Source organism: Streptomyces sp. NPDC059456, assembly GCF_042750055.1.
Lineage (GTDB): Bacteria > Actinomycetota > Actinomycetes > Streptomycetales > Streptomycetaceae > Streptomyces.
The window spans coordinates 1-12,269 of sequence record NZ_JBHYVA010000154.1 but is presented as its reverse complement, the minus strand read 5'-3'; the positions used below and the strand labels follow the sequence as shown (position 1 = coordinate 12,269).

The 12,269-nt window shown below is 75.1% G+C and carries 7 protein-coding genes; 5 read left to right on the top strand and 2 right to left on the bottom strand.

Annotation, left to right across the window (positions count from 1 at the left end; translation table 11 throughout):
• Positions 1-296 precede the first annotated feature (296 nt).
• From ACFXA3_RS16155 to ACFXA3_RS16145, 3 genes are all read left to right on the top strand, one after another.
• Positions 297-1,091, top strand: coding sequence for a BTAD domain-containing putative transcriptional regulator (locus ACFXA3_RS16155; protein ID WP_385187229.1), 795 nt, complete (start codon positions 297-299; stop codon positions 1,089-1,091).
• A 20-nt stretch (positions 1,092-1,111) separates the two neighbouring features.
• On the top strand, positions 1,112-4,309 hold the full coding sequence (locus ACFXA3_RS16150) for a DUF3376 domain-containing protein (RefSeq protein WP_385187227.1): 3,198 nt from the start codon (positions 1,112-1,114) through the stop codon (positions 4,307-4,309).
• Positions 4,310-4,382: 73 nt separating this feature from the next.
• Positions 4,383-6,449, top strand: coding sequence for a SpoIIE family protein phosphatase (locus ACFXA3_RS16145; RefSeq protein WP_385187225.1), 2,067 nt, complete (start codon positions 4,383-4,385; stop codon positions 6,447-6,449).
• 91 nt (positions 6,450-6,540) lie between these two features.
• Here the strand turns inward: ACFXA3_RS16145 and ACFXA3_RS16140 are convergent, their stop codons facing one another.
• A complete protein-coding gene (locus ACFXA3_RS16140; protein WP_385187223.1) occupies positions 6,541-9,339 on the bottom strand; it encodes a SpoIIE family protein phosphatase in 2,799 nt (932 codons plus the stop codon).
• An 18-nt stretch (positions 9,340-9,357) separates the two neighbouring features.
• Positions 9,358-10,335 carry a GlxA family transcriptional regulator gene (locus tag ACFXA3_RS16135; RefSeq protein WP_385187221.1) on the bottom strand — a complete coding sequence of 326 codons (978 nt, stop codon included), beginning with the start codon at positions 10,333-10,335 and terminating at the stop codon, positions 9,358-9,360.
• Between the two features lie 81 nt (positions 10,336-10,416).
• Here ACFXA3_RS16135 and ACFXA3_RS16130 point away from each other — a divergent pair, with 81 nt between their 5' ends.
• Both ACFXA3_RS16130 and ACFXA3_RS16125 read left to right on the top strand, forming a co-directional pair.
• Entirely contained in the window at positions 10,417-11,028 is a 612-nt protein-coding gene (locus tag ACFXA3_RS16130; RefSeq protein WP_385187219.1) for a cysteine hydrolase family protein, read from the top strand.
• 95 nt (positions 11,029-11,123) lie between these two features.
• Positions 11,124-12,269 (top strand): 6-phospho-beta-glucosidase (locus ACFXA3_RS16125; protein ID WP_385187217.1); only part of this gene is annotated, 1,146 nt, incomplete at its 3' end.

Sequence of the window (12,269 nt, the reverse complement as noted above, 5' to 3'; positions counted from 1 at the left end):
GGGGGGGGGGCCGCCCCCCCCCGCGGGGGGGGGGGGGGCTGGGCCCGCGCCCCGCCCCCCGCCCGCGCGCGGGGGGGGGGGGGGGGGGGGGGGGGCGGCGCCCCGCCCCCCCCCACGACGCACCCGTCGGCGACTGGGTCGCCTTCGTCAGGAGGGAGCGGAGGCACTGTTACGACCCGGGAGGCGGCAGTGACCGGCAGGACGGGACGGCCGTGTGAAGGATAGCGCTCGGTGACTGATCCGTGACGGTGTGCGCATAGCATGTGCGGTCGGACTTCTATGCAGGAGGACCGCCTATGAACCAGCAGTTCCTCGCGTCACCGGTCCGTGTTCCCGGGCAGGGGGAGGCGCCGGCACTCCACCTCCTCGGCGGCCCGCGCGTCGTCCATCAGGGGAGATGGCTCGACGTGCCGGAGGGGGGCAAGCGGCTGCTCGCGTTCGTCGCCCTGCACGGCGGACGGGTCGAACGCCGCCATGCCGCGGGGGCGCTGTGGCCGTCCGGCGACGACCTGAGGGCGGCGGGGAACCTGCGTTCCGCACTGTGGCGGCTCAAGGCCGCCGGCATCGACCTGCTCGACTCCGACAAGTGCTCCCTCGCCGTGCGCGAGCACACGGTCGTCGACCTGTACGTCCTGTACGGCTGGGCCGGGCGGCTCATCGGCGGCACCGCCACCCCCCAGGACCTGTCGGCGCTCAAATGGCGTACCGACGCACTCGATCTGCTGCCCGGCTGGTACGACGACTGGGTGCTGCTGGAACGCGAACGGGTCCGCCAGCGGCTGCTGCACGCACTGGAGGCGCTCAGCCGCGAGCTGGCCCGCGTCGGCCGGCACGCCGAGGCGGTGGAGTCGGCCCTGCTCGCGGTCAGCGCCGAACCGCTGCGCGAGAGCGCCCAGCGGGCCCTGATCGAGGCCCACTTGGCGGAAGGCAACCTCATCGAGGCCATGCGCGCCTACGACACCTACCGCGACCTGGTGAAACGCGAACTCGGCGTCGAACCGGGCTGCGAACTCTCCGGCCTCATACGGAACTTCTGCCGCTCGGCCACCCGGGCCCGGGAGGTGCCGGCCGCCCGGGTGCGGCACGCCTGATCCGGGGCCAAGCTGGAGGCATGAGCGACGACCGGCCGGGCCGGCGCAGTACGGAGCTGCGCCTGGCCCTCGCGATGCGCGGCGGGGTCAGCCTCGCCGTATGGATGGGCGGGGCCTGTTGCGAGACGGCGGCGCTCCGCGCGGCGGCCCGGCAGGAACCGGCCCCGGAATCGGGCCTGTACGCGGGGCTGCTGGAGACCTGCGGGTACGAGGACGTCGACATCGACGTCCTCGTCGGCACCAGCGCCGGGGGACTCAACGGCGTCCTGCTGGCCTGCCACCTCGTCTACGGGATGCCGTTCGGGCCGGGCGTGCGCGACGTGTGGCTGCGCCTGGGCGACCTCGAAGGGCTGCTGCGCCGCTCGACGCCCTTCCACGTGCCGGCCTCGCTGATGCGCGGCGACGAGGTCTTCTACACGGAGCTGCGCCGCTCGATCGGCCGGCTCCTCGACGAGGCCCCGCCCGACTGGGAGCCCCCGACCTCGCTGCGGCTGATCCTGACCGCCACCCGGCTGCGGCCCCGCCGCGACCGGGTGCGGCCCACCCTCGGCCGGCCGCTCCTCGTCGGCCGGTCCAACGCCTACTTCCGCTTCCGTCACCGCGGCGCCCTCACCGACTTCCCCGACGACGTCACCGGCGCCGCCCGCGAGGTCGCGCTGAACCGGCTGGCCTACGCCGCCCGCACCTCCTCCTCGTTCCCGGGAGCCTTCGAACCGGCCCGCGTGTACGTCGGCAACGGCGCGCAGCCCGTCGAGGACCCGCCCCGCGTGGACATGCGGGGCGTCAGCAGCGAGACCGGCCACCCCGACGAGAACCTGAACGGCTGCGCCGAACTCATCGACGGCGGACTGCTGGACAACATCCCCGTCGCCTGGGCCGTACGGGCCGTCGCCGGGGCGCCCGTGGCCCGCAAGGCCGACCGCTGGCTGCTGTTCCTCCAGCCCGTGCCGCCCCTCCCGCCGCCCCCCGAGCCTGGCGGCAGCCGGCGCGTGACCCGCCTGGTGCGGCTGGCCGCGAAGTCCCTGGCCGTGAAGACCGGCTCCGAGTCCCTGCGCGACGACGCCCTCGAACTGCGCGCCGCCGAGGCCGCGGCCCAGCAGAAGCGGGCCGCCTCCGGGGTGATGCCGCTGACCCTCGTCGAGCTGTACGACACGGCGATGGCCCGCCAGGAGGCGTACGCCCGCACGGTCGGCCGCGCCGAGGCCCTGCGGCTGATCCGGCTGCTGGAGGACCCGGCCGACGTGACCGGCCCGGACGCGCTGCCGCTGCCCGCGGGCCCGGGGCCGCTGAACGCACTGGACGAGAGCGCGGGGGAGGGCTCGACGGCCCTGTTCACCCGGCTGCGCCAAGCCTCGCCCGGCCTGGCGGCCGTGCCCGGCACCCTGCCCGGACCCGGATACTCCCCCCTGGTCCCGGCGCGCACCGTACGGCTGCTCATGGACTGGCTGCGGGCGTACGAGTCCGGAACGGGACCCGTGGACACGGAACTGGTGGAGGCCTACCGGACGCGGCTGTTCGCGTGCCGCGCCGCCGTCGCCACGCTGAGCGCAGCCCGCGACCGGCTGCTGCTCGGCCGCTACCGGGCCGCCCTGTCCCTGGGTCTCGTCCCCACCGACGCCGCGGCGCCCTTCCACGAGGCGACCCGCCTGCTGGGTGCCCTCATGCCGCCGCTGCCCCCACCGGGGGCGACCCCCGAACAGTGGGAGACCTGGTCGGCGAACCTCGCGACCGCCGTCACCGGCGGGTCCCTGCCGGAGGTCCCCGCGCCCGGCCCCGGCCCCGAGCCCGTACCCGAGGGCTTCACGCTCCTGTGGGAACGGCTCGCCGGGCTGGGCCGGGAGATCGGCGGGAACCTGGTCCCCGACGTCGACGGCTACGAGGCGCTCCACCAGGCCGCGGCCGGCGCGGGCCCGCCGATGGCCGAGGCACTGGCGTACGCCGAGGTGCTGCTCGGCCCGCTGCGCCCGGACCCGCTGGCCGAGGCCCCGGACATCGACTTCCACACCGTCTCGGCGGCCGACACCAGCTGGGCCACCCGCAGGGTGCTGCCGCAGGTGGCCCAGAACTCGCCGAAGGACATGGTCAGGGCCAAGCTCAGCGGCAACCAGCTGAACAACTTCGCCGCGTTCCTCAGCGCCCGCTGGCGGATGAGCGACTGGACCTGGGGCCGGCTCGACGGGGCCTCCTCGCTCGTGGCGGTCGTCGCCACCGACGAACGCCTGCACGACGCCTTCGGGGACACCGCCGACCTCACGGAGCTCGGCGAGGAGATCGCCGCGGAAATGGCCCTCGGCCCGGTCTTCACCGAGCTGTGGGCGCAGGACGTCACCCGCCGGCCGGGCATCGCCCGCTGGGACCGGGTACGGGACGTCCTGACCGCCGTGCGCCAGCACGAGATCCTCCACGAGGAGCTGCCCTTCCTCGCCGCACTGCACCACAAGGGCTTCCGGGGCGGCAACCGGCCGCCCGACGCCCCGCTGAACCCTCCCGGCCTGGCCACACCGGCCGAGTTCGACGCCGCGCTGGACTCCTTCGCCGAGGTCGGCGCCGAGGAGGTCGGCCTGCTGCTGCGGGCCCGCGACCCGCGCCGGGCGGCCCTGCGGACCGGGCTGCTCGCCTGGCCGGCGCTCCAGCCCAGCGGCAAGGCCGGGGCACGCCTCGTGCAGGGCGTCCTCGGGGTGCTCAAGCCGCTGGTCTACCTCCCGGTCCTGGCCGGGGCGGTGGCCCCGCTGCCCGCCCTGTGCGCGGCCGTCCTGATGTGGACGGGCATCGCCTTCTGCACCGCCCACTGGTCCTCCCTCCTGGGCCACGTCCCGGTCTGCGCGTACGCGATGGTCGCCCTGGCGGCCCTCGTACGCCAGCGGATCCGCCCGGCCCCACTGCGCGTCCCCGCCCTCCTGCTCGCGCTGGCCGGGCCGCCCGTCGCCCTCTGGCAGCTGCGCGGCGTGCACCCGCCGGACGTCGGCGACGGCGCCCGCACGCTGATCGTCGGGGCCTGCTTCGCCCTCGCCTGCGCCGCGCTCCTGTACGTCGGCACGGACCGGTGGCGGCTGCTGCCGGGCGCCGCCGTGATCGGCGGGGCGATCGCCGCCCTGATCCAGTTCGGCCGTCCGGGGCTCGGCGGCTGGTGGGGCGCGTTCATCCTGTACGCCGTCCTGTTCTGGGTCACGTTCGTCCTGCCCTGGCTGTACCCGAAGCCGCGCCCCGCGCCGGACTGAGCAGCGCCCCGCGCCGAGGGCTCGGATAGGGTGAATCGGTAGGAATCGGACCCCCCGGGGTGAGGTCGGTGCGGTGGACACATACCAGTCGACGAGCGAGGTCCCGGATCAGCCGGCCGCGGCAGTCGGATACGCCGGTGTGCTCAGCGAACTGCTGCCCATCGCCCTGTGGCGGGAGGACGCCGACGGCATCATCGTCGAATGGTCCCTCGCCGCCCAGGACCTGCTCGGCCACCGCCCCGAGGACATCCTCGGCCTCCCCGGCAGCTCCGTACTCGTCCCCGAGGCCAACCGGACGCTCGCCGACGACCTGACCCGGCGCGTCCAGGCGGGTGAGACGGTCGTCGGCACGCTCCCCGTACGCCACCGCGACGGACACCGCGTCACCATGGAGATGTGGATCGTCCCCGCCGCCGACCCGCAGGGCCGCACGGGCGCCCTGCTGATCGCCGTCGAGACCTCCGAGGTCCTCGGCATGCGGGACTCGCTCGCCGCGCTCCAGAGCCTGTTCACCCAGTCGCCCATCGGACTCGCCACCCTCGGCCCCGACCTGCGCTTCCTGCGCGTCAACGACGCACTCGCCCGGATGAACGGCGTCTCCGCCGCCGACCACCTCGGCAAACGCCTCACCGAGGTCGTGCCCGGCGTCAACGCCGTCGCGCTGGAAGCCACGATGCAGCAGGTCATGGACCGCGGGACCGCCGTCGTCGACGTCCGCCGCACCGGCCGGACCCCCTCCGACCCCGACCACGACCGGACCTGGTCCTGCTCGTACGCACCGCTCCTCGACGGCTCCGGCCGCCCCCTCGGCGTGATCGCCTCCCTCATCGACATCACCGAGAGCCAGCGCGCCCAGGTCGAGGCGGAGCAGGCCCGCCGGCGCTTCGCCCTCCTCGCCGAAGCCGGCACCCGCATCGGCACCACCCTCGACCTGAGCCAGACCGCCCGCGAGATCGTGCAGGTCCTCGTACCCCGGCTGGCCGACTCGGCCGACGTACAGCTGCTGGAGAGCGTCCTCGCACCCGACGACGCGGCCGCCACCCACCAGGGCGTGCTCCGCCGCATCGCCGTCGAGTTCCCCGACCCCACCGCCCCCACCGCCCGCCTCGCCCCCGGCCAGACCTTCCAGATCCCCCCGGACTCGGTCTACGAAGCCGTCATCGCCGAAGGCCGGCCCATGAACCTGTACGCCTCAGACGTCCACGCGCTGCTTCCCGACCCGCGCGCCGCGGAACTGCGCGCCTACCTCGCCACCCTCGGCGCCGCCCGGCTGATCCCCCTCCTCGCCCGCGGCACCGTCCTCGGCGCGGTCACCGTCACCCGCGTCCGCGCCCGCGAACCCTTCGACGCCCAGGACTGCGTGCTCCTCGACGAGGTGGTCGCCCGCGCCGCCCTCAACATCGACAACGCCCGCATGTACACCAACCAGCGGCGCGCCGCCCTCACCCTCCAGCGCAGCCTCACCAACAGCGCCCTGCCCGAGGTCACCGGCCTCGAACTCACCGGCCGCTACCTGCCCGCCAGCGACCACGACGTCGGCGGCGACTGGTTCGACGTCATCCAGCTGCCCGGCGGACGCACCGGCCTCGTCATCGGCGACGTCATGGGCCACGGCATCCACGCCGCCGCCGTCATGGGACAGCTGCGCACGGCCGTGCGCACCCTCGCCCGCCACGACGTCCCCCCGACCCAGCTGCTGCGCTCGCTCGACACCGCGGTCGCCGACCTGGGCGAGGACGAGATGGCGACCTGCGTCTACGCCGTCCACGACCCGGCCACGGGCGGCTGCGTCATCGCCCGCGCCGGCCATCCGCCGCCGGCCGTGGTCACCGCCCGCGGGCAGGTCACCTTCCTCCACGGCCCGCCCGGCACCCCCCTCGGCACCGGCGCGCGGGAGTTCCGCACCGAGGAGGTCGCCCTGCCGGCCGGCAGCCTGCTCGTGCTGTACACCGACGGCCTCATCGAGGCCCGCGACCGTGACCTCGACCAGGGCATGGCCCAGCTCGGATGGGCGCTGCGGGACCCCGGGCGGCCCCTGGACGGGCTGTGCGACGACATCCTGGCCCACCTGCTGCCCGGAGCCCCGCAGGACGACGTGGCGGTCCTGCTGGCCCGCACGGCGCTCTCCCCGGCCGGCTGACCGCCCGCCGCCGTACGGGTACGGACACGGCTACGGTTTCAGGTACGGGTACGGGTACGGGTACCGGCGAATCGTTCCACCGGCGTCCCCGTCACCAGGCCAGGTCCTCCAGCGCCTCCAGGTCCGGGACCGGCAGGGCCGGCTCCGGATCCCCGGTCAGCGGCAGCTCCGCCCAGATGACCTTGCCCCGCTCCGTGTACCGGGTGCCCCACCGCTCGGCGTACTGCGCGACCAGGAACAGGCCGCGGCCGCCCTCGTCGGTGGTGGCCGCGTACCGCAGGTGCGGCGAGGTGCTGCTGCCGTCGGAGACCTCGCAGATCAGGCTGCGGTCGCGCAGCATCCTCACCCGGATGGGCGCATGCCCGTACCGGATGGCGTTGGTGATCAGCTCACTGAGGATGAGCTCCGCCGTGAACGCGATGTCCCCCAGGCCCCAGCGGGCCAGCTGCGCCGAGCCCGCGTTGCGCACCCGGGAGACCGCCGCCGGGTCGGGAGGCACCTCCCACTCCGCGATCCGGTCCGCCTCCAGCCGCCGGGTGTCCGCGACCAGCAGGGCGATGTCGTCGCTCGGCGCCGGGAACAGCAGCGCGGCCAGTACGTCGGCACAGGCCTGCTCGGGGCTGCGGCCGGGGTGCGCCAGCGTCTGCGCCAGCAGACCGAGGCCGGTGTCGAAATCCCGGTCGCGGTCCTCCAGCAGGCCGTCCGTGAACAGCACCAGCCGGCTCGACTCCGGCAGCTGCAGCCGCGTGACCTCGAACGGCATCCCGCCCACCCCCAGCGGCAGCCCGGCCGGCAGCTCCGGGAACTCCACGCCCCCGTCCGGCCGCACCAGGGCCGGCCCGGGGTGCCCGGCGCTCGCCATCGTGCAGAGCCCGGAGACGGGATCGTAGACCGCGTACAGACACGTGGCGCCCGTGACCCCGGCCGGCTCGCCCGCCCCCTCCCCGGGGTCCCCGGCACCCGCCGACTCGTTCTGGTCGATCCGGTGGATCAGCTCGTCCAGATGCCCCAGCAGCTCGTCCGGCGGCATGTCCAGCCCCGAGAAGTTGTGCACGGCCGTCCGCAGCCGGCCCATCGTGGCCGCCGCGTGCACGCCGTGCCCGACGACGTCACCGACGACCAGCGCCACCCGCGCACCGGCGAGCGGGATCACGTCGAACCAGTCCCCGCCCACCCCGGCCTTCGCCGGCAGGTACCGGAACGCCACGTCCACCGCGTTCTGGTCCGGCAGCACCCGCGGCAGCAGGCTCTGCTGGAGCGCCACGGCCGTCGCGTGCTCCCGCGTGAAGCGGCGCGCGTTGTCGATGGACACGGCCGCCCGCGCCCCCAGCTCCTCCGCGAACGAGAGGTCCTCCTCGTCGAAGGCCTCCGCGGTGTCCGCGGCCCGCCAGAAGTTCGCCATGCCCAGGACCACGCCACGGGCCTGGAGCGGCACCGAGATCAGCGAGTGCAGCCCGTACCCCAGTGCCTGGCGGGTGCCGGGCTCGTCCTGCGCCCGCCAGCCCATCGCCGCGTGCAGATCGGGCGCCAGCACCGCGTGCCCGGCGTCCAGGGCCGCCGCCATCGGCGCCGTCGGCACCTCGAACCGGATGATGTCGCCGACCGGCTGCAGCGGCTGGTCCGTACGCACCCCGCTCATCGCCGCCCGGCGCATCTGCGAGTACGCGCCGACGGCCCCCGACGGCTCCTCGCCCTTCAGCACCGGCTCCAGCAGCTCCACCGTGACGAAGTCCGCGAACCGGGGGACGGCCACCTCCGACAGCTCCTCCGCCGTCCGCACCACGTCCAGCGTGGTCCCGATCCGCACCCCCGCGTCGTACAGCAGCTGGAGCCGCTCCCGGGCCACCTGGGCACGCCCCGCGAGCGCGGCCAGCTCCGTGGTGTCGCGCAGGGTCATGACACTGCCCGACGGGTGCCCGCCGTACGTCTTGGTCGGCCGCACGTTCACGGCGAGGAGCCGGTCGCCCGCCAGGTGCACCTCGTCCGTCGCGACCCGTCCGGACTCCAGCAGCGACGTCGTGCGCGGATCGAGGCCGAGCTCGCTCACGTGCCGCCGCTCGGCATCGGGCGGCAGGCTCAGCAGCCGCCGCGCCTCGTCGTTGGCGAGCAGCAGCCGATGGTCGGCGCTGATGATCAGGACGCCCTCGCGCACCGCGTGCAGGACCGCCTCGTGGTGCTCGTTCATCCGGGCCATCTCGATCTCGCCCAGCCCCAGGGTCTGGCGCCGCAGCCGCCGGCTGACCAGGGCGGCGCCGCCCGTGCCGAGCAGCAGCGCGCCCGCCGTGGCGCCCAGCAGCAGGGGGAGCTGGCCCTCGACGACGTCGGCGACGTTGGTGACCTCGATGCCGGTGCCGACCAGGCCGACGACCTTCCCGCTCGCGTCCCGCACGGGCACCACGGCGCGCACCGCGTCGCTCGGGGAGCCCCTGAACACCTCCGTGAAGGACCGCCCCGCGACGGCGCGCGAGAGGTCGCCGGTGGCCCGCCTGCCGATCAGGTCCGGCCTGGAATCGGTGTAGCGGATCCCGTCCGTGTTCATCACGGCGATGAAGTCCACGCCGGAGGCCCGGCGGGCGGCATCCGCCAGGGGCTGCAGCTCACGCGTCGGGTTCGGCGATCCGAGCGCCGCGGGCAGGCCCGGGGCGTGCGCGAAGGCCTCGGCCGCCGCGAGGGAGCGGTTGCGCGCGTCGCGCTCCGTGTCGTAGCGCTCCTGGAACACGAGGGCCAGCGAGGCGGCCGCGATCAGCAGCACGACGATCGCCGCCATGAGCGCGAAGACCTGACCGGCGACGCTGCGGTCACTCAGCGACAGGCGCGGGGGCAGGCCCGGGTCGCGCCCGGGCGGGTGCCGGGGCGGGGATCCCCTGGGTCGACCCAGACGTCCGGTCATGAGCCATTTCTAACACTGTCACCGGGATTTGGGCGGGGCTGCAGGTGTGGCGGCCGCCGCACTCCGGTACGCACGGGGGCTGAGGCCGACCTGCGCGGTGAAGTGCTGGCGGAAGGTGACCTCGCTCGCGAAGCCCGCCCGCCGGGCCACCTCCGGAACCGGGTGGTCGGTCCGCTCCAGCAGCCTGCGGGCCGCGTCCAGGCGGTGCCCGAGCAGCCAGCGGTGCGGCGTGGTGCCCGTCGCGGCCACGAAATGACGGGCGAAGGAACGCGGCGACATCCCCGCCCAGCGGGCCATCACGGCCACCGACAGCGGCTCGTGCAGCCGGCCCAGGGCCCGCTCCCGGACGCCCGCCAAGGCCTCGGCCGTCCGGTCCGCCACCGGGGTGGGCCGGTCCAGGTACTGGGCGTGGTCGCCGGTGCGGAACGGGCCCGTCACCATGGACCGGGCGATGGCGGCGGCGGCCTCCGCCCCGTGCGCCTGCCGGACGAGGTGCAGACAGAGGTCGATCCCCGAAGCCACCCCGGCGGAGGTCCACAGCCCGTCGTCCGCCACGTACAGCGGTGCGTCCTCGACGAGCACGCAAGGGTGGCGCGCGGCCAGCTCCGGAGCCAGCGACCAGTGGGTCACGGCCCGGCGGCCCGCCAGCAGCCCCGCCTCCGCCAGGATGAACGCCCCGGCGCACAGCGCGGCGACCGGCACGCCCCGGGCGTGCGCCTCCCGCAGGGCGGCCAGCACCGGCTCGGGCGTCGGATCGGACGGTGCGGCCAGCGCCGGAACGACCACCAGATCCGCCTCGGCGAGCCAGTCGAGCCCCCGGTCCGGGGCCAGGGTGAGCCCGCCGGGCAGGGTGATCGGACCGGTGTCGGCGGCACACCGGCGCAGCTCGAACCGGGGGACGCCGAGGTGGCGGCGGTCGGGCCCCCACACCTCGGTGATGACGGCGAGGTCGAAGCTGCGGATCCCGGGCTGGACGACGACGGCTACACGATGCATGCTGCCATCTTGGCAGGATCCCATCGATCCGGGTCCCGGTTGCCGCTGTCGACGGCCCGCCCGGCGCACGAGCATGAACACATGACGAACAACGACATCGCCCTCGCCCCGAACGCCGCCCTGCTGGTCATCGACGTACAGAAGGGCTTCGACGACGCCTCGTACTGGGGCCCCCGCAACAACCCGGCCGCCGAGTCCAACATCGCCGCCCTCATGGACGCCTGGCAGGAGTCGGGGCGCCCGGTGGTCCTCGTCCGGCACGCCTCGCGGACCCCCGGCTCGGTCCTGGCGGCCGACCACCCCGGTCACGCCTTCAAGGACTTCGTGACGGACCGCGCCGGGCAGCAGGCCCTGCTGGTCACCAAGACCGTGAACTCCTCCTTCTACGGCACCCCCGACCTGGCCGCGTGGCTCACCGCCCAGGGCATCGGCCAGCTCGTGGTGACCGGCATCCAGACCAACATGTGCGTCGAGACCACCGCGCGGATGGCCGGGAACCTGGGCTACGACGTGCTCGTCCCGCTCGACGCCACGCACACCTTCGACCTCGCGGGCCCCGGGGGGCTGAACCTGACGGCCCAGGAGCTGGCCACCGCCACCGCCGTCAACCTCCACGGCGGCGGCTTCGCCCGCGTGGTGGACACGGCCCGGCTGGTCGCCGCCGCCGCGGCGCCCGCCCCGCTCACCGCGTAGTACGGCAGCCGCCCGTCCCCCGGCGGGCCGCAGTCCCGGCCGCGCCGCCACGCCCGCATGCGCCGAGGTGCGCCGCCCCCCCCCCCCCGGGCCGGGTGTCCCGGGTGACGCTCTACGACGAGGACCCCGCCCGGCTCGGCGCCATGGCCCGGGTGCTCGCCGACCAGGCGGCCGCCTCCGGGGCGTCCGACGCCCCGGCCGTCACGGCCACCGGGGACCTCGACGAGGCCCTGCGCGGGGCCGACTTCGTCTTCTCCGCCATCCGCGTCGGCGGACTCGAAGGACGCGCCGCCGACGAGCGGGTGGCCCTCGCCGAGGGCGTGCTGGGCCAGGAGACGGTCGGCGCGGGCGGGATCGCGTACGGCCTGCGGACGGTGCCGGTCGCCCGGGAGATCGCCCGCAGGATCGCCCGCATCGCCCCCGAGGCCTGGGTCATCAACTTCACCAACCCGGCCGGGCTGGTCACCGAGGCCATGGCCGAGGAGCTCGGCGACCGCGTGATCGGCATCTGCGACTCCCCGGTGGGGCTCGGCCGGCGCCTCGCCCGGCTGCTGGGGGCCCGCCCCGAAGAGGCCTGGATCGACTACGTGGGCCTCAACCACCTGGGCTGGGTCCGCGGGCTGCGCATCGGCGGCCACGACGCGCTGCCCGGGCTGCTGGCCGACACCGGGAAACTGGAGTCCTTCGAGGAGGGACGGCTGTTCGGGGCCGAATGGCTGCGCTCGCTCGGTGCGATCCCCAACGAGTACCTGCACTACTACTACTTCAACCGCGACACCGTACGGACGTACAAGGAGGCCGAGCGGACCCGCGGCGCGTTCCTGCGCGACCAGCAGCGCGGGTTCTACGCCGAGGCGGGCCGCGCGGACCGGCCGGCCGGGGCGGCGCTGGCCGCCTGGGACCGGACCAGGGCCGAGCGCGAGGCCACGTACATGGCCGAGAACCGCGAGGCGGCGGGCCTGGGCGAGCGCGACGAGAGCGATCTGGAGTCCGGCGGGTACGAGAAGGTCGCGCTCGCGCTGATGCGGGCCATCGCCCGGGACGAGCGGGCCACGCTGATCCTCAACGTGCGCAATCGCGGAGTGCTGTCGGTGCTCGACGCGCAGGCGGTGATCGAGGTGCCCTGCCTGGTCGACGCGAACGGCGCCCACCCGGTGGCCGTGGACCCGCTGCCGCTGCACGCGGTGGGCCTGGTGACCTCCGTCAAGGCGGTCGAGCGGGAGGTCCTCGCGGCCGCCGCG